This window comes from Psychrobacter urativorans, assembly GCF_904846695.1.
GTDB classification, from domain to species: Bacteria; Pseudomonadota; Gammaproteobacteria; order Pseudomonadales; family Moraxellaceae; genus Psychrobacter; species Psychrobacter urativorans.
In genome coordinates this window covers 24,336-43,252 of record NZ_CAJHBR010000005.1, presented here as the reverse complement: position 1 = coordinate 43,252, position 18,917 = coordinate 24,336, and the positions used below count along the sequence as shown (strand labels likewise).

Here is an 18,917-nt window from a genome sequence, read left to right as displayed (position 1 = left end):
ATTTAGTTACATCGCACAGGCGCTACGAGCGCTTAGAGCTGCGACCTTTTGCAGGGCGCTTGCCGTTGGTAGTGGGTTTACCATTGCGCCCAGGTTTTTTACTGTCCCCAAAAGGACGCCTATCGTTACCCTTAGAGCCTGCTGGCTTTTTAGGACCGCCCTTAGGATTTCTAGTTTTCCCCTTTGCTGCGCCCGTTGTTTCTGTAGACGCTTTAGACTTAGATGGCCCATCGGTACGAGGTTTTTTCCGTGGGGCATTAGCAGATTTCTTAGCCGGAGTACTACTATCTGAAGAAGAGCCTTCTATAGATTTAAGTAAAACAGCCAACTCTTTTTGAGTCAAATCTCGCCATTCGCCAACCGCAATACCCTTGTTACTCACATTCATAATCCGCGTACGCTCAAGCTGTACCACTTCATAACCGAAATGCTCACACATACGACGAATCTGGCGGTTCAACCCTTGTACTAAGGTGATATTGAACACGTTAGGCGAAATCTTAGTCACTGGGCACTTTTTTGTCATCCTACCTAGCATAGGCACACCACCAGCTAAACCCTTGATAAAACTATCAGTTATCGGCTTGTTTACCGTCACTAAATACTCTTTTTCGTGATTATTACCAGCCCGCAGTACCTTATTAACTAAGTCACCATTGTTGGTCAAAAAGATGACACCTTGTGAGTCTTTATCTAAGCGACCAATCGGGAAGATACGTAGACTATGTCTAACAAAATCAACAATATTGTGCCTCTCGGAGCTTTCGGTAGTGCTGACAATGCCCACTGGCTTGTTTAGGACTATAAAAACAAAATTATCAGCGTCTTGGGGCTCAATGAGTTGGCCGTTCACTTTTACCGTATCGCCAGCAACTACTTGCTGCCCCACCGAAGCACGCTTACCATTGATGAACACGTTGCCTTGTTCAATAAAGCGATCAGCGTCTCTTCGAGAGCAAATACCACTTTCGCTAATGTATTTATTTAAACGAGTTGAGGAAGGGTTAAACATAAAGTACCTTTTTACCTAATAAAAAGCCTTTGTTACTAAGAAAAAAGCTTAAATTTAATGGATCATTAATAATGAAATGGATTGAATCATCATATAGGAAACTCAGTAGCCGTGTCAGCAAAGGCGAATAAAAACTTAGAAATATATTCGTAATGAGGACAGCAGTAGGCTAAGGGCATCTCTACAAGCACTAGGGGTCGTTTAACCACGCTTAAAGACTGATTTTGCAGTCCATCTAAGGTTATAGGCAAAACCTAAGCTTCGATAGGGTAAAAGCTTACCGCTTAATCTATAGATAGAAAGGAATTTTGCAGTATTTATTAAAATCAGCGCTTAGTAGAGTCAAGACTTAGCAGAGCCAAGATTTAGAGATAGAAATTAGCAGTAAGATAATGGATTTAAATAGTAAATAGTAACAGCCATAAAAAAACACCGTAAATCATAATGATTTACGGTGTTTTTAGTACTGCTATATGGTACCCGGAGCCGGACTTGAACCGGCACGCTATTGCTAGCGAGGGATTTTAAATCCCTTGTGTCTACCAATTTCACCACCCGGGCAAAACTTGTATTATCTGCTAAGTAGCTGCTATTAAGTAAGCAATATACTTGTTAGATAGTGGTCGCTATTATAAGCATTTGAGTTAATAAAGCAAGCTAAAATTAACTTATTACTAATAAATATTTAAAACTTAAATAATTGGAGGCTGGAGTCGGAATCGAACCGACGATCAAGGAGTTGCAGTCCAGTGCATTACCACTTTGCTATCCAGCCAATCAAGGTTGACTATATTAGCAAAAATATTTTAAATTACAAGACATTTTTTAGATAAAGTGACTTTATTTAGTATTGCTAGAGCTTTGAGGCCTTTATTACTGCTCAAAGGGTTTATTACTTAGGGTTATAGCAATCTTATTACTAAATCAGTAACCAAGATAGCCGCACTAAGCCTTGACTCAGTGCGGCTATTTTAGGGCTATTTCGAGTGTTAGATAATATCTTTATTATTACGGCGGGCTTTTTGGATATCGCGATAGGTTGCAGTGCAAATAAGTACTAGCACTCCAAGCGTAATCACTGGCCAAATTAAGATATACAACCCATAGATAAACGTACTACTCATACTAGCTCCTTATGTGATTAGTGTCAGGCTGATCTAATAGGGGATCAACCGGTTCTAGTTAGAGAACAGTCAGTGCTCATTAATTACTTTTGACATCAGCGACTGGGGTTATTTTTGCTTTTTTATCATAATCACCAACACGCTGTTGGATGAGATCAAAGTCGAAGTACTCGTTACTCATAAGACTGATGACAATACAGACGATAGTACTGACGCCGTAAGCAGTCAATGAGGCTAGAAGCACCATATATTGACGCAAGAAGTCTGTGGCAAAGATCAGCATGAATATCAGTGCAATACTGGCCGCTAGTAAGCCCATCTTGCGACCTAAGAAACCAAAGACCATCAGGCCAATGACTACTGAAGCGCCGACGCTGGCCATAATTTCGAAGAATAGGGCAGTAACCCCAGTAATAGGCACCAACTCGAAGCGAGCGATGCAGAAGAACAGTAAACCTACAAGTACTGCTGAGGTAAAGGCGGTATTGGTTACCCGATTCCAATACACACTAGCAATGACTGGGAACACCACTGCGCCCCATAACGCGCCTACAAATACTAGCATCACTAGAATGTCCAGCTTAAAGCTTGCGAATATAAGCCCAGCAGCAGTGGCGACAATCATCGTCCCACGGCCAACTAGCATCATTGTTTTTGGTTTTACCCCTCCTTTTTTGGCGATATTCTTGGCATAAACATCAGCCATCATAATCGTCGAGAGCGCCGATAGATCTGAATCAGCCGTTGACGACAAGGAGCCAATGACTAAGATAAAGAATAGGGCGATAAACACCGGATGCAGATAAGTGCTGACCATTTGTGGGATCAGATTATTCATATTGTCATCTAAGGGCTCAATACCGATGGTTAGCGCCATCAGGCCAATCATGCCTAGACCAATAACGATACCGGCATAGCCGACAGTCGCTGTGATAAAAGTGGCTTTAATTTTGGTTTTATCGATCGCGAATAGTCGTTGAGTGATAGTTTGGTTACCGATAGCATAAGCCAGTACAGCGACAAAGAACGGTGCACCTTGCTGAAAAAACGCTTCAGAGGAGAAGAAGTCTTGCTGCTGTAAGGTCAAGTTGGATAATCCGCTGACCATTACTGAGGGACCACCCATGGCAAATAACACCGCTGGAATAATCACTACGCCAATCGCCATCAAGGCAACTAGCTGGGCAAAATCGGTAAATACTGAGGCACGAAAGCCTGAAGTTAAGGTATAGCTGAGCACGCCAACCCCAGCAATAATGACCCCAGTCTGGAATGATAATGGCGACAATACCGACACTAGCGCCCCCGCTGCGGTAAAGTTGACCATCAAGCTAATTAAGCTGCCCATAATATTAGAGATGGCTAAAATTAATTGGCTTGATGAGCCATGGCGAGCATGTATTAGCTCGCCCAAGGTGTGACCATTGGGCGCAAGTTCACGAAAGCGCATACCGAATGGGTAGATGAATAAAATCATCAATGCACCCCAAAAGCCATAATGTATAGGCCCTGAGATACCATACTTATAGCCGGAAGTGGCTGCGGCATAAAACGATGCCGCCCAAATCCAAGTGGCAGTCATACTGGCTGCACCCATACCGAAACCGACGCTATGGCCAGCAACCATAAAACCAGTAGTCGACTCTTTGTCTTTTTTGATCAATAAAGACAATAGATAAGTACCGCCATAAAACGCTACTAATAATAAAATAACGGTTAGTGCTGAGAATTGGAACAATGACTCAGTTTTCAACTTCATACCTCGCAATTGTTTATAATGGTTTATAACGACTTATATAAGCTTAGCGTTGCTAAAAAACATAGACGCTTGGCAATTAGTCATTCAACAAACAACAAAATAAACTTAGCTTCATTACTAGGTATTGACTGAACTAACTGTTAACTCTACCGCTAATAAGTAATAAGCACTTATTAGCCCTCAATAATGCTAGCGCTATAAACCGCACAGGCACCGATCATTAAGAGCGTCTGCAAAAAGCATAACCATCAGGTTGATACTAATATATGTTGTCATGACAACCGACAATAAGTACTTAATAAATAAGCACGTTTGACTAAGCGTTTAATAGATAAGCGCTAATAAGGATAGAATAAGTAGACTATTGTTAATGCTGACAGCTAAGACTAATTGAGGTAGGTCTAACCCTTGAATCAATCTGCTGCGATAAGCGAATTGGTACAAAACATGGCACCAATTGCAAATGATATATAATAATTAGTGAATTCAATACTAAAAATGATCCTGTTTTTAAACGATGATCTTCTCACTATTGATAAATAAAACTACAACTACGTTAAATATAAGTAACATTAGTAATTCATAAGAATACCTTATTATCCCTTCAATCTCAAACTTGTGAGCTATCTGAGCGGTTAGAAGTGCTCAAAAATAAGGTTTAAAAGCTAGGGCTCAGTAGGAAAAATTTGCTAGATTTCAAGCTAAATAGGGCTTGTTACTAGGATTTTTGTTGCAAGGTAGGTACAATACTATCCTTTATAAAACCCCTGTTTCTATCGCTTTATCTATTGGAGTTACTATGTCGACCGCTCAAGAAACGGCTATTGTATTAGATGGCAAAGCACTTGCTGCACAAATAGAACAAGAGTTATGCGTACGCGTTGATGCAATTAAACAAAAAACCGGACGCACACCGATTTTGGCAACGATTTTGATTGGTGCTGATCCTGCTTCAGCGACTTATGTGCGTATGAAAGGTAATGCTTGTAAGCGCGTTGGTATGGACTCTATGAAGGTGGAATTGCCAAGCACTACTACTACAGAGCAGCTACTGGCAAAAATAGATGAGCTTAACAATAATCAAGATGTGCATGGCATTTTATTGCAGCATCCGGTCCCTAGTCATATTGATGAGCGTGCTTGCTTTGAGCAAATTGATTTGGCAAAAGACGTCGATGGGGTGACTTGCCTTGGGTTTGGTCGTATGAGTATGAATGAGTCAGCTTTTGGCTCTTGTACGCCGCAAGGTATCATGCACTTATTGCAGCACTATAATATCGAGCTGTCAGGTAAAGAGGCAGTAGTAGTCGGTCGTAGTCCTATACTTGGTAAGCCAATGGCGATGATGCTACTCAACGCTAACTGTACTGTGACTATCTGCCATTCGCGCACTGAGGATCTAGCCGCTCATGTTAAGCGTGCTGATATCATCGTTGGCGCAGTTGGCATACCGGAGCTGATTAAGGCTGAGTGGATTAAAGCGGGTGCAGTAGTGATTGATGCAGGCTTCCATCCGACTGATAATGGCGGTGTAGGTGATATTGAGCTTGCGGGCATAAGTGCTATTGCTAGCGCTTATACTCCAGTACCTGGTGGCGTAGGACCAATGACTATTAATACCTTAATTCGTCAGACTGTCGATGCCGCTGAAAAATCAGCAGCTATTTAACTCACTACCCATAGCGCTAATAGTTTATCAGCGTCACTAAGATATAAAAAAAGGGCTAATTGATATATTAGCCCTTTTTTGTATCAAGTTTTTACAGCAAAGGTTTTACAGATTTAAATTTACAACCAGCCCAAACGCTTAAAGTTATAGTATAAATAGCTACAGAGTGCCGCAATTAATAATAAAATCACAAAATAAGAATACTGCCAATGCAGTTCAGGCATAAAGTCAAAGTTCATGCCATAGATCCCAGCTACTGCTGTCGGCACGGCTAGAATACCCGCCCAAGCCGCCAGCTTACGTACCACTTCGTTCTGGCCCATATTGACCATTGCCATATAAGTATCCATTGCTAAGCTTAACATCTCGTTGAGACCGTTGACCGCATCCAAGGCGCGCAATAGATGATCATTGACGTCACGAAAGTAGGGCTTAGCCGCATTAGGGAAGGCGGGGATAAGGTCGCTTTTTTGATGGTTAATAAAGAAGTTGCAGATATCTTGTACGGGCAAAATGACAGCGCGCATATGTACTAGTTGCGATTTAAGCTCATATAAGTTTTTAAGGGTACTTTTACTAAACTCGTAAGTGAAGATATGGCGCTCTTGCTCACGTAAATAGCTGCCTAAACGGTCGGTGACCGGCATATAGTTATCAACGATGAAATCGAGTATAGCGTGCAGTACAAAAATAGGCCCCATACGTAGCTTTTCTGGACGCAAGTGGTAATGGTCACGTACTGGGGCATAGGAGTTAGAGGGTCCTGTACGAATAGTTATTAGGTAATTCTTACCCATAAATATTGCTGTCGTTCCATAACGTATAAAATTATCATCAAGCTTAGCAGTACGTACTACTAAAAATATCGTATCGTTATTATAGTTTTCAACTTTGGCACGTTGATGCTCGGCAAAAGCATCTTCAATCGCCAGCTCATGTAACTCAAAAGCGTTTTGTACTTTTGCTATAGTTTGTAGGCTAGGTTCATATAACCCAAGCCAAATAAACTGGTTATTATTAGTCAAAGCTTTACTCACTTCGCTAAGCTCTAAATTATTAAGCTGCTCACCTGTTTTGCGCGAATAGGAGTAGCAATTAACCACTTCACCTACGCTTGAAGTATCGATATCTTCGTAGCGTTCAGCATCAGGATCGTAGACCGTCATGGTCTCAAGCGTATCTTCTAGCGTGGCATCAACATCGCCATAGATATAGCTATCATAATCCACTACATCTGAGTAAATATGCTCAGTATTAGACTCAGGTGCAACGTGAGTAGTCGCTCTAATGGATAAATCGTTATCATTTTTCATACACCCTCCTCTGATAACCGCTACTTAGTAACAGAAATAGCTATATAACTATAGTGCGTAACTTTTTAAGGTTTCCAGATCAACTAAAGTCAATAAGCTCTCATGACAAGCTTCTAGTTTTAACTGAGGAGCAATATCAAAATCTAAGGCTTCAACCCAACGTAAGGCGCAGACACACCAATAGTCACCTGGCTTAAGACCAGGAAAGTTATATTCAGGTAGAGGGGTGATCAAGTCATTACCACGGCTAGCAGAGAAGTTCAAAAACTCGCTAGTCATCTTCACACATACGGTATGCTGTCCAACATCCTGATTGCCAGTATGACAAAAGCCGTTGCGATAATAGCCAGTAATAGGGTCAAAACAGCAACTGGCAAGGTCAGTTCCCAGTACGTTAGTCTGGTTAATAGCGGGATTAGGATGGTGATCAATTGACATAAGGCTTCCAAGATAAGTAGGTAATAGTTGCACAATTTCGTACAATAAAATTATGCGCTAGTGTACCATGAGTTTAGGGAGACGGCGTAGCGCTAATAATGTAGGTCGACTTATCTTTAGGCTCGTACAACATAGGGTTTGTAATGGCTAAAGCTATGAGGGTTACCAAAATAAGCAAGCGCAAAGTATAGAGGACTTATACTCTATAAGTGCAATATTGGCTATAATTGTTACTAGGCGAAGCTTAGTTGCTATGCTAAACTGAAGCGTAAAGTTTATTGATCCCTAATTGCCTTTACTCAGTTGCTTTATCATCCTAATCTTTACTCCTTACTTAATTATCACTCAGTTTTTATACTTGGGTTTATAATTTCTTGTGTCAAAATTGGCATATTGAGACTAGATTAGGAAACAGTATTGATGCTCTATTAGGGTGTTAATGCTGTGCTAAGGCTTAACTACTGATTTGCCGTACTAAGTTTCAGTAATAGGTTTAAAAGCTAAGCTGATAGGAAGTGGATCACAAGCTGATAAAAAATATCAAGATTAAAAAGTATTAAGATTATAGAAGACTTTATGTTATTAATAATAACATTGTGCCGTAACGCCCTATTATAGAGCTGCGTTTTTAGGTAAACGCTATGCCAAACAAGGATTTATTGTGTCTGCCAGTTCTAACTCTGCTACTCCTGACTCTGTTCCCTATTTAAGTAACTTTCACCTAAGTAATTTTACTGGCGAAGTTGCCAATAGCTGGCTATTACCAGATGGTGTGGTCGATGTATTGTTTGCAGAGGCGCAAAAGCAAGAAATGCTGCGTTATAAGCTTACTCAACAGCTGATTGGTCATGGTTATCAGTTAGTGTCCCCGCCAATGATTGAGTTCACTGAGTCATTACTTAGTGAAGCTTCAGAAGATCTAAAACGCCAAACCTTTAAGATTATTGATCAGCTTACTGGTCGATTAATGGGTGTGCGAGCGGATATTACTCCACAGATTTTGCGTATTGATGCGCACTGGGGTGGGCAAGGTATTGCACGCTATTGTTACGCCGGTGATGTGATTCACACTTTACCTACTGGACTATTTGGCTCACGGACGCCTTTACAGCTAGGAGCTGAAATATTCGGTTGTGCCTCTTTAAGCGCTGATATTGAGCTGATAGATGTACTATTTACGCTAGTGAATAGCCTTAATATGAGTGCTAATTTGCATGTGGACTTAGGCCATGTAGCGCTATTCAAACGCTTATCAGTATTGGCACAGTTGTCTAATAGCGATACTGAGCAATTAATGCACTTATATGCTAATAAGAATTTGCCGGAGTTAAAACGGGTTTGTCAGAGTCTAAAAATGGGCGCTGATTTTTATACCTTAGCTCGTTTTGGTCATGACATGACGCAGCTATTGGCTAAATTGTCTGATACTGCACAGCAAGACAGTGAAATAGCGGAAGCAGCCGATGAGCTGCAACGCCTAAAAGACCATTTGCAACATCAATGGCAGTGTGAAGTGAGTATCGATGTCACCGAATTGTCCGGCTATCATTATCATACTGGTATTGTCTTTAACGGCTATATCAATAGCGAAACCCAGCCATTAGTTAGGGGCGGACGTTTTGATGGTATGCAAAGTCGTAATAGCTCTGATCAAAACCAGCAGCCCCGTGAAGCGACCGGTTTTAGTATGGATATCAGTCGTCTATTAGCGCATATTGAGCTTGATGTGGCAAAAGTGGTAGTCGTGGATTTTGCTGATATCAATAGTGCTGATAGCACCCAACGACAAGCATTACAGCAACAAGTGACTGACTTACGTCAACAAGGCTACTATGTCACTATGCCGCTGTCTGTAGATGACTGTCCGACGGATCTTACACATCGTCTAAGCTTGCTGGATAATAACTGGCAGCTGACCGCTATATAGTAGGGGGCTGCTCGAGTACAAAGCACTTTAACTAATTTATATGCTTTTTTATTATGTTTTAAGGACTTTATTAAATAGTCATTAACCAATAATTAGCAAGCAGTAACTTTTTTGATTTAATAGTAGTTCTAAATCGTTATCGTACACTTCAATACATCATTGTAAGGATTCATTATGGGTAAGAACGTCGTAGTTTTAGGTAGCCAATGGGGCGATGAAGGCAAAGGTAAAATCGTCGATTTGCTGACTGAAAAAGCATCAGCCGTAGCACGTTTTCAAGGCGGTCACAATGCTGGGCATACGCTAGTAGTCGATGGAAAAACTACGGTTCTGCATCTAATTCCATCAGGTATTCTACGCGAAGGCGTTACTTGCTTTATCGGTAATGGCGTAGTACTAGCGCCTGACGCGCTATTGAAAGAGATGAAAGAGTTAGAAGATAATAATGTGCCAGTACGTGAGCGCTTGCGTATCTCACCTAATTGTCCTCTTATCATGCCGTATCACGTGGCACTCGATCAAGCCCGTGAAGCCAAACGTGGTAGTGGCAAAATCGGTACTACTGGTCGTGGTATTGGTCCCGCTTATGAAGACAAAGTGGCTCGCCGTGCTATTAAGCTTGCCGATCTTTTCCGTGATGACTTAGAAGAAAAGCTACGTAACCTTATCGAATATCATAACTTCCAATTGACTCAGTATTATAAAGTGGAAGGTATCGATTTTGACGAGACCTTGAAGCTTTGTAAAGAATGGAAAGAAGAGATTAGAGGTATGGTTACTGATGTAACCGAAGATCTTAATCAGCTGCGTCTTGCTGGCAAGAACTTGATGTTTGAAGGGGCGCAAGGTACTTTGCTTGATATCGATCACGGTACTTATCCGTTCGTAACAAGCTCAAGCGTAACTGCTGGTGGCGTATCAACAGGTACTGGTATTGGCCCGTTGTACTTAGACTACGTCTTAGGTATCACTAAAGCTTATACTACTCGTGTTGGTAGTGGTCCATTCCCGACTGAACTGTTTGACGATGTTGGTGCTCATTTGGCTAAAGTTGGTCACGAGTTTGGCGCAACTACCGGTCGTGCTCGTCGCTGTGGTTGGTTCGATGCGGAAGCGTTGCGCCGTGCAGTAGTACTTAACTCGTTATCAGGTATCTGCTTGACTAAACTTGATGTACTCGATGGTTTAGAAGAGCTGCTAATCGGTGTTGGTTATGATGTGCCAGATACTGAATTTGCTGGTGCTCATGATGCTGAATTCTATGAGTCAGTAACCCCTAAATATGAAACTCTACCAGGTTGGAGCGAGTCTACGGTTGGTGTTACTAACTATGATGATCTGCCTCAAAATGCTAAAAACTACATCAAGCGTATCGAAGCCTTGATCGATTGCCCAGTGGATATCATTTCAACGGGTCCAGATCGTGAAGAGACTATCGTACTACGTGATCCTTATGATGCTTAAGTGCGATCCGTATGATGCTTAATTAATGGCATTGATCATTATTTAAAATAAAAACCCTATGTTAATAGCATGGGGTTTTTATTGGTTAAAGCGATAGGTTTTGAGCTTTTTATAACACTATAAACGAGTTTTAGTTAAGCTAATGACTGTTTAATTTATTTTGAAAAAAGTTAAATTGTTAAACAAATCCTATCATTTACAGCGTCAATCATTATAATGGTCAGCAATCATCTATTGACGCGCTTGGCTGATCTGATTGGCTAATGGTGTAGATTTATATCGGCAATCGTAAATAGCCTAAGTCAATACTTTGATCAACAAGCACGTATAACCGTCGTATTTTTATTATTAATAATCATTCATTAGGAGCTTTTTATGGCTATCGAACGTACGCTATCTATCATCAAACCTGACGCTGTTGCTGGCAATAATATTGGTGCTATCTATGACCGTTTTGAACAAGCGGGTCTAAAAATCGTAGCAGCAAAAATGATGCAACTCGATGATCAAAAAGCTGGCGGTTTTTATGCTGAGCATGCTGAGCGTCCATTTTATAATGATCTAAAATCTTTTATGATGTCAGGTCCAGTATTAGTATCAGTGTTAGAGGGCGAAAATGCTATCGCTAAGCATCGTGAAATCATGGGTGCAACTAACCCAAAAGACGCTGAAAAAGGCACTATCCGTGCTGACTTTGCTAGCAGCATCGATGAAAACGCGGTTCATGGTTCAGATTCAGCTGAATCAGCTAAGCGTGAAATCAGCTACTTCTTCAATGACGAAGAAGTTTGTGCTCGCACTCGTTAATACAGATGGCTATTAACTCGTTACTACTATGCTAAACAGATAAGCAGAGTAACAGTGATAGCTGTAGTATTAATAAGCAGTAAGGTGAAACGGCTTATATCTTATGGGTATAAGCCGTTTCACTCATTGTTGTTTGATGAGTTAGGATGGCTTTTAGTAGCTACTAGCCAGTTTTAACGAGTTAACAGCTATTAGCAATGTCAAAAGCTAAGTTGATTGAAATTCATCGGCACTTGCCTCATTACTACTACCTGAGCGCTTAATAAACGTTTTATCTATAGCTGTAAATATTTACTAAGCGTTATCAATCCTATGTAAGCACAATGCTGTATTAATCAGCGTCGCTGGTCAGTAGTACCAGCCAGTATTAATAGTCAGTCTTAAACTATTAAAGAGTGAACCCAGCTTACAACGGATTGCTAATTTATAACTATTCATGAGCTAATACTCATGTAAAAAGGTCACCCTAATGTCAACTATCACTACCACAGATACCACATCGGCGCAGCCAGTATCAACCCATACACCTGCCAAGCGCAGCAATAGCATTAAGCTATTGGACGAGGCACGAGCAAAAACCAATCTATTGGGTATGACGCAAGCACAACTTGCTGATTATTTCAAAAGCATCGGTGAGAAACCCTTTCGTGCCACTCAAGTGATCAAATGGATCTATCAGCAAGGGGTGACTGACTTTGAGCAAATGACTAACTTGAGCAAAGGCTTACGAGATAAGTTAGCGCTCAATGCTTGTGTGACGCCACCGAAAGTTATTCACCGTCAATATAGCGAAGATGGTACGCGTAAATGGGTGTTTGAAGTGACGGGCGGCTCGCTAGTAGAGACCGTACTAATACCAGCAGATGACAGCAAAGAAAACGGCCGTAAGACATTATGTGTTTCCTCACAAGTAGGCTGTGCGCTTGATTGCAGCTTTTGTAGTACGGGGAAGCAGGGCTTTGAGCGTGATTTAACCGCTGCTGAGATCTTAGGTCAATTATGGGTGGCTAATGCGTCTTATATGACTGACGATCAAGATAGCTTGGCAGGGGTTGACCATAGTTTATGGGACAATCAAGTGACTAATGTGGTCATGATGGGCATGGGCGAGCCGTTGCTAAACTACAAGCCAGTCGTTAGCTCGATGGAGCTAATGCTCAGTGATCATGCTTACGGATTATCCAAGCGCCGTGTCACATTGTCGACGTCGGGTGTCGTCCCAAAAATGTATCAGCTGGCACAAGACATCGATGTCGCTTTAGCGATCTCTCTACATGCACCTAATGATGAGCTGCGTAACGAGCTAGTGCCAATCAATAAAAAATATCCGTTAAGTGAGCTAATGGCTGCTGCTCGAAACTATGTGTTCGATGTCAATCCACGCCACAAAAAACACGTAACTATAGAATATGTGATGCTAGATGGGGTCAATGATAGCAATGAGCATGCCGAGCAATTAGTAGCGCTGCTAGGTGACTTGCCTAGTAAAGTTAATCTTATCCCTTTTAATCCTTTTCCGCATGCAGGTTACGAGAAGTCGAGTAATAATCGCATCCATGCCTTTAGTAATATTCTTAGCGAAGCAGGCTTCGTCTGTACTATTCGTCAGACCCGTGGCGATGATATCGATGCTGCTTGTGGGCAATTGGTCGGGCAAGTAGCCGATCGTACTAGGCGTTCAGCAGCTTGGCAACAAAGTATCAAAGATCGCACTACAGTAGCAACCGATGAATAGACAGCCACTAAAGTTTAGCGATTTAGTTCGCTGAACTTAAGTTGACCTTAATCTGAACTGAGGCGATACTATTTGGCTGTACTAGTCGTTACAACCGATTAATTGATGTCATTTGTCTATCATTATAGTAATAGATATGTAGTCAACAAAATTAATAGCAACTAAATTGTGCTTATTGAGGTTAAATCTATTAAACTGATGTTTCGTTAAATTACAGTTTTATGATGGCGGCTATGATGATTTTTACAAATTACTATCAGCTCAATGCTAAAGGTATGCTGACCACTAGTATGGTGTTAGCTTTAGTATTGACTGGTTGCCAAAGCACTTCAACTGGTAGCTTAACAGGGGGTACTGCTTATCAGACCTCGACTGAGCCGAGCAATAACCGCAACTTAGACAAAAAACAAATAGCTCGGGTGCGCACTGCACTGGCAGCGCAATACATCCGTAAAAATAAGCTGGATGCCGCTCAACGCCACCTCGAAAAAGCTTTTGCTGCCGATAGCCGATATGCGCCAGCCTATGATATGATGGGCGTTTTATTACAGCAAGAAGGTAGCCGACTCAATCTTGTAAAGGCTGACCAGTATTTTAAACAAGCCATAGCACTAGATGCAGATTTTGAACAGGCCCGTAATAATTACGGTGTTTATCTGTCACAGATGCAACGTTATAATGAGGCGCTAAGCCAATTTGAGATTGCTGGTTCTGCGTTAGGTTATGAGGGTCGTATTGGCGCTTTAGAAAATCTAGGACGCACTTATTTACAGCTAAATAACCATCCAGCAGCGGCTAAAGCTTTTTTGCGAGCATTAGAGGGCAACCCTAATAGTTTGATTGCTCATATTGAGCTAGTTGATCTGTTGCTTGAACAACAGCAGGTTACCCAAGCGCAACGGCTTTATGATGAAACCTTGATATTGGTTAACAGACAAGGCATTAGCCCTCGTCTGTTACTACAAGGTGTAAAATTGGCTGCCGCTCAAAATGATATTACTAAGCGCCAACAACTAGCACAGCAGCTACTTTCCGCTTTTCCTTTAAGTGAGGAAGCAACACAACTCAAAAATTGGCTTAATAATCCAGAGGCACCATGGAAATGACCAACCCATTATCGACCAATCAATCAGATGCTCAGGGATCATTCGGTGCCATGTTGCAGCAAGCCCGCCAGAATAAGCAAGTGAGCTTAGATGAGGCAGCAGGCGAACTGTTTATTCTAAAGCGCCATCTGCAAGCATTAGAAAGTGAAAGTTTTAGTGAATTACCGCAAGCTGCATTTGCTCGTGGTTTTGCCATTAATTATGCTAAGTTTTTGGGTTTAGATCCAGCAAAGATTGCTAGCAGTTTTGATAGTGTTTATCCCAATGAGCTTAAACCACGCTCAATGAATAATACGGAATCGTTATTGCGTCCTATGGGCACTTTGCAACGTGATGACCGTAGTCGTATTCGCTTTAATCCGTTACTGATAATAGCCGCTATTGCGCTTATTGTTTTAGCGGTATTTTTATTTCGGATGGTGACTAATGCTGCTAAAGATGAGCAACAGCCTGCGCCAGTAGCAGAAGAAATAACTGCTACTGAACAAACGCAAGGGGCGGCGCTTGACGGTGTTGATGACAGCGTTGGTGCTTCAGGTTCAGCGTTGAATTTAGGGGCTGCAGCCGCAGACAATGCCTCATTACAACTTAAGCTGACAGATGCCGCTTCAGTAGGGGTCATTGATGCTACTGGTACTAGTCTAATTAGCGGTGAGCAAACTAAAGGTGATTATCAGTTATCAGGACAACCCCCTTTTAATATTGTTATCGATAATATCGACAATGTTGACTTATCTCTTAATCAGCAGCCAGTGGCTTTAGAGCAGTATGCAACGGGTAAAAAAGCCAGCTTTGCATTGACGCCTTAGTTGGTTAATATATTCGGCGTCCGCTATTGATGGCTAAGAGTTTACGATTGGACAAGGCTATGACCAATCACTAGCCGTAGTCAGAATAATCGACTGCTGTTGCTCAACGTTTAATGATAGAGTGATAGCCGTTTGAATACCGTTTAATCAAAATTGCTTGTTACTATTATATTTGCTTATACCAAGGATTTTATATGTCAACGTCAGCCCCTATTAACCGTCGTGTCACTAAAAAAATATACGTTGGTGATGTTGCGATTGGCGGCGATGCACCGATTAGCGTGCAGAGCATGACCAATACGGATACTTGTGATGTAGCTGCAACAGTAGCTCAGATCGAACGTTGCGTTGATGCCGGTGCAGATCTTATGCGAGTATCGACTCCAACTATGGAGACGGTTGCTGCTTTTGGAAAGATTCGCAAATTAGTGAATGTACCGCTAATCGCTGATGTGCATTTTGATCATAAGATTGCCTTAGCCGTTGCCGAAGCTGGTGCTGACTGCTTACGTATCAATCCTGGTAATATCGGTAGCGATGCTAAAGTTCGTGAAGTGGTGGCTTGTGCGCGTTATCACAACATTCCTATTCGTATTGGGGTCAATGCCGGATCATTAGAAAAAGAGATCCAGCGCAAATATACCGAACCAACTGGCGAGGCTATGCTTGAGTCTGCCATGCGTCATATTGATATATTAGAACGTTTGAACTTTGATCAATACAAAATCTCGGTCAAAGCCAGTAACGTGTTTTTGACTTTAGATGCTTATCGTTTAATCTCAGCACAAATCGACAACCCATTACATCTTGGGGTAACAGAAGCTGGTGTCTACCGAACAGGGGCCGTTAAGTCGGCTATTGCCCTAGGTGGTCTGCTATTAGATGGTATCGGTGATACTATTCGCATCTCTTTAGCCGCAGAGCCGGAAGAAGAAATCAAAATTGGCTTTGATATCCTAAAGTCGCTAAATATTCGCTCAAATGGAGTGAATTTTATTGCTTGTCCTAGTTGCTCACGTCAAGAGTTCGATGTTATTCGGGTGATGACTGCTTTAGAGGCGCGTTTAGAAGATGTACGTGAACCTATGAATCTTTCAGTAATAGGTTGCAAGGTCAACGGTCCAGGTGAGGCTAAAGAAGCTGATATTGGTATCGTAGGTGCGGCACGTCGGTCGCTAGTATATCGCATGGGTACAAAGAGTCATCTTATCGATACGGATAACTTAGTTGATGAAATCGAAAGTATGGTTCGCGCCCATGCAGCAGTGCTAGAAAAAGCTCGTGAAAATGAGATTATTCGGGTTAAATAATAGCTAAAGTGGTTTTAAAAACACAACTGCTTTAATAATAGATTTTATTTAAAGCTCGTACATAAAATAATAATAGTAATACTGATTAAAATTTGAGGATATAAGCGCACCATGATTAAAGCTATAAAAGGGTTCAACGACATTTTACCGAATCAATCAGCGCAATGGTTGCAGTTAGAAAAGGTCTTAGCCGAAGTAATGAGTAGATACGGCTATCAGCATATCCGACTGCCTATCGTTGAGCAGACCGATCTTTTCGCTCGAGCTATTGGTGGCGCAACTGATATTGTCGAAAAAGAGATGTATAGCTTTGTCGATAAGTCTGATCCACCGACACCGCTCACCTTACGCCCTGAAGGTACTGCGGGTGCTGTACGTGCCGTTATCGAGCATAATTTATTACGTGGTGATACCCCTAAGCTTTGGTATATCGGTCCGATGTTCCGTTACGAGCGCCCGCAAAAAGGCCGCTATCGTCAGTTCCATCAGCTAGGTGTTGAGAGTTTTGGTAGCGCCTTACCGGATGCTGATGCCGAATTGATTGCTATGACTCATTTGATGTGGCAAGCCTTGGGTCTAAAAGACGAAATGAGCTTGCAGCTCAATAGCTTAGGCGAGATCGATGAGCGTCATGCTTATCGTGATGCTTTAGTCGCTTATTTGACCGACAAACAGCACTTATTAGATGAAGATAGCAAACGCCGATTAACTACTAATCCTTTACGTATTTTAGATAGTAAAGAGGCGAGTACTCAAGCGTTATTAGTGGATGCTCCTAAGCTTGCTGAATTTTTGGGTGAAGAAAGTATGGCCCATTTTGAGCAAGTGCAAGCTTATTTAGATGGCTTAGGTATTGATTACCAGATAAATCCGCATCTAGTTCGTGGTCTTGATTATTACAATAAGACAGTTTTTGAATGGGTCACTGATAAGTTAGGTAGCCAAGCCACAGTTTGTGCAGGTGGACGCTATGACGGTCTTGTAGGTCAGCTAAAATCTACCGATAGCCGTAACCAGGACAGCCAAGCAAATAGCAAGCCTATCCAGTCCGAACCGGCGGTAGGTTTTGCTATGGGTCTTGAGCGCTTATTGTTGCTAATAGAGGCGGTAGCGCCTTTTGCAGAAACGGCTGCTTGTGACGTATTTATTGTCACTCACCCTGAGGTTTATAGCTCGGGTATGATTTATGCCCAAAACTTGCGCTACCAGCGTCCAGATTTGCGTATTAAGATGGCTAGTGCGACTAGCTTAAAAGCACAAATGAAAAAAGCTGATAAGTCAGGAGCACGTTTGACCGTTATCATCGCTCAGCAAGAGCTTGATGAGCAAAAAATCAGTATTAAAAATATGCAAACGGGCGAGCAAACTAGTATGAATCAAGACTGGTTAGCCGATATAGAAAATTTTAAATAACGGTTTAACTGGACTGGATGCTTTTTTATTCAGAGTTTAGCAGCTAAGCGCTTAGTAACGACTGGCAAGGCATAGCAAGTAACGGCTGGTCATTACCTGCTGATCAAGGTAATGAATCAGCAAAGTTTGGCCCCTTTAGCTCTGAGCACTGAAAAGCCAATAACAGCAGTAGCATTCATTACTCGCATTTTAATATAAATTTATCAGGTAACTATCCATGGCTCTGACCCCTAATTCGCCAAATACAGATAACTCGATGCAAGCGCTAAAAAAATACGGTGGCAATATTGTTACTGTTATTCTGTTGGCATTGGCCGGCTACTTTGGTTGGACTTATTGGCAAAATAATCATGCGCGAGTAGATACAGTTGCTGCTGATCAATACGCTGATATTCAGCGTCTTAATGAAGAAGTTACTCTGGCATCGCAAAATCCAGACCTAGAAGCTGAGGCCTTGACAGCACTAGCGGATAGCCGTAGTAAGTTAAATGCTAATATTGACACTTTGGTTAGTACTCATGGTAGCTCAGTATATGCTTGGCAAGCGTTAATGATTAAAGCGCGTACTCAAGCAGACAATGATGACTTTAAAGGGGCAACTGCTACTCTGAAAAAAGCTTTAGCCGTTGATTTGGGTGATGCTGGTCTCAGCGCTATTGCACGTTTGCGTTATGCCGAAACCTTATTAGCAGCTGGTGACGCTGATGCCGCTTTAGCCGAAGCTAGTAAAGATATGCCAAGCTCATTTGAAGGCAGTCAACAAGAGCTATTAGGTGATATTTATTTAGCCAAGAATGATAAAGATGCGGCCATTAAATCTTATAAGAATGCTTGGGAGCTAGTGCGTAAGCGTCAAGAGACTCGCGCAGTATTAGCACTGAAGATGGAGAGTTTAGGCGTCGTTGCTGAGCCTATTGCTGAGCCTGCTAGCCTTATCCAAGCTTCTAAAGTAGCCCCAGATAATCAAGCGGTAGCAAATGCTAGTAATGAAAATGCTACGGCCATTATTGCCGCAGAAACTACCCAATAGC

The 18,917-nt window shown here is 41.8% G+C and carries 15 protein-coding genes and 2 tRNA genes; 10 read left to right on the top strand and 7 right to left on the bottom strand.

What is annotated here, in order from left to right:
- Nucleotides 1-22: 22 nt before the first annotated feature.
- The 5 genes from rluF to JMY09_RS05280 form a co-directional block, all read right to left on the bottom strand.
- On the bottom strand, nucleotides 23-1,012 hold the full coding sequence (gene rluF, locus JMY09_RS05295) for a 23S rRNA pseudouridine(2604) synthase RluF (protein ID WP_201622560.1): 990 nt from the start codon (nucleotides 1,010-1,012) through the stop codon (nucleotides 23-25).
- A 474-nt stretch (nucleotides 1,013-1,486) separates the two neighbouring features.
- A tRNA-Leu gene (locus JMY09_RS05290) sits at nucleotides 1,487-1,573 on the bottom strand.
- A 140-nt stretch (nucleotides 1,574-1,713) separates the two neighbouring features.
- Nucleotides 1,714-1,787 (bottom strand) — tRNA-Cys (locus JMY09_RS05285).
- Between the two features lie 214 nt (nucleotides 1,788-2,001).
- Nucleotides 2,002-2,136 carry a putative transporter small subunit gene (locus tag JMY09_RS14500; protein ID WP_216580840.1) on the bottom strand — a complete coding sequence of 45 codons (135 nt, stop codon included), beginning with the start codon at nucleotides 2,134-2,136 and terminating at the stop codon, nucleotides 2,002-2,004.
- A 79-nt stretch (nucleotides 2,137-2,215) separates the two neighbouring features.
- Nucleotides 2,216-3,874: a sodium:solute symporter family protein gene (locus tag JMY09_RS05280; protein ID WP_201622650.1), complete on the bottom strand. Its 1,659-nt coding sequence runs from the start codon at nucleotides 3,872-3,874 to the stop codon at nucleotides 2,216-2,218.
- An 820-nt stretch (nucleotides 3,875-4,694) separates the two neighbouring features.
- Between JMY09_RS05280 and folD the strand changes: the two genes are divergently transcribed.
- The gene (folD, locus tag JMY09_RS05275; protein WP_201622559.1) at nucleotides 4,695-5,564 is read left to right on the top strand and encodes a bifunctional methylenetetrahydrofolate dehydrogenase/methenyltetrahydrofolate cyclohydrolase FolD; all 870 of its coding nucleotides are present in this window, start codon (nucleotides 4,695-4,697) and stop codon (nucleotides 5,562-5,564) included.
- Between the two features lie 119 nt (nucleotides 5,565-5,683).
- On the opposite strand, the gene corA is transcribed toward folD, so the two are convergent.
- Together corA and JMY09_RS05265 are read right to left on the bottom strand one after the other, a co-directional pair.
- Nucleotides 5,684-6,877: a magnesium/cobalt transporter CorA gene (corA, locus tag JMY09_RS05270; RefSeq protein WP_201622558.1), complete on the bottom strand. Its 1,194-nt coding sequence runs from the start codon at nucleotides 6,875-6,877 to the stop codon at nucleotides 5,684-5,686.
- Nucleotides 6,878-6,925: 48 nt separating this feature from the next.
- Nucleotides 6,926-7,315, bottom strand: coding sequence for a DUF2237 family protein (locus JMY09_RS05265; protein ID WP_201622557.1), 390 nt, complete (start codon nucleotides 7,313-7,315; stop codon nucleotides 6,926-6,928).
- A gap of 661 nt (nucleotides 7,316-7,976) precedes the next feature.
- Between JMY09_RS05265 and JMY09_RS05260 the strand changes: the two genes are divergently transcribed.
- The 9 genes from JMY09_RS05260 (at nucleotide 7,977) to JMY09_RS05220 (ending at nucleotide 18,916) form a co-directional block, all read left to right on the top strand.
- Nucleotides 7,977-9,242, top strand: a complete 1,266-nt coding sequence (locus tag JMY09_RS05260) for an ATP phosphoribosyltransferase regulatory subunit (RefSeq protein WP_227677180.1) — start codon at nucleotides 7,977-7,979, stop codon at nucleotides 9,240-9,242.
- A gap of 174 nt (nucleotides 9,243-9,416) precedes the next feature.
- Entirely contained in the window at nucleotides 9,417-10,706 is a 1,290-nt protein-coding gene (locus JMY09_RS05255) for an adenylosuccinate synthase (protein WP_201622556.1), read from the top strand.
- A 375-nt stretch (nucleotides 10,707-11,081) separates the two neighbouring features.
- Nucleotides 11,082-11,513: a nucleoside-diphosphate kinase gene (gene ndk, locus JMY09_RS05250; RefSeq protein WP_201622555.1), complete on the top strand. Its 432-nt coding sequence runs from the start codon at nucleotides 11,082-11,084 to the stop codon at nucleotides 11,511-11,513.
- A 469-nt stretch (nucleotides 11,514-11,982) separates the two neighbouring features.
- Nucleotides 11,983-13,248, top strand: a complete 1,266-nt coding sequence (gene rlmN, locus JMY09_RS05245; RefSeq protein WP_201622554.1) for a 23S rRNA (adenine(2503)-C(2))-methyltransferase RlmN — start codon at nucleotides 11,983-11,985, stop codon at nucleotides 13,246-13,248.
- 233 nt (nucleotides 13,249-13,481) lie between these two features.
- A complete protein-coding gene (pilW, locus tag JMY09_RS05240; RefSeq protein ID WP_227677179.1) occupies nucleotides 13,482-14,354 on the top strand; it encodes a type IV pilus biogenesis/stability protein PilW in 873 nt (290 codons plus the stop codon).
- Nucleotides 14,351-15,163 (top strand): helix-turn-helix domain-containing protein, encoded by an 813-nt coding sequence (locus JMY09_RS05235; RefSeq protein ID WP_227677178.1) that lies wholly within the window; start codon nucleotides 14,351-14,353, stop codon nucleotides 15,161-15,163. The genes pilW and JMY09_RS05235 overlap by 4 nt, the downstream gene beginning before the upstream one ends.
- A 194-nt stretch (nucleotides 15,164-15,357) precedes the next feature.
- Nucleotides 15,358-16,473 carry a flavodoxin-dependent (E)-4-hydroxy-3-methylbut-2-enyl-diphosphate synthase gene (gene ispG / locus JMY09_RS05230; protein WP_201622551.1) on the top strand — a complete coding sequence of 372 codons (1,116 nt, stop codon included), beginning with the start codon at nucleotides 15,358-15,360 and terminating at the stop codon, nucleotides 16,471-16,473.
- A gap of 111 nt (nucleotides 16,474-16,584) precedes the next feature.
- Complete coding sequence (gene hisS, locus JMY09_RS05225; RefSeq protein WP_201622550.1) at nucleotides 16,585-17,886, top strand: histidine--tRNA ligase; 1,302 nt, start codon at nucleotides 16,585-16,587, stop codon at nucleotides 17,884-17,886.
- 217 nt (nucleotides 17,887-18,103) lie between these two features.
- On the top strand, nucleotides 18,104-18,916 hold the full coding sequence (locus JMY09_RS05220; RefSeq protein ID WP_201622549.1) for a YfgM family protein: 813 nt from the start codon (nucleotides 18,104-18,106) through the stop codon (nucleotides 18,914-18,916).
- The last annotated feature ends 1 nt before the right edge of the window (nucleotide 18,917 follow it).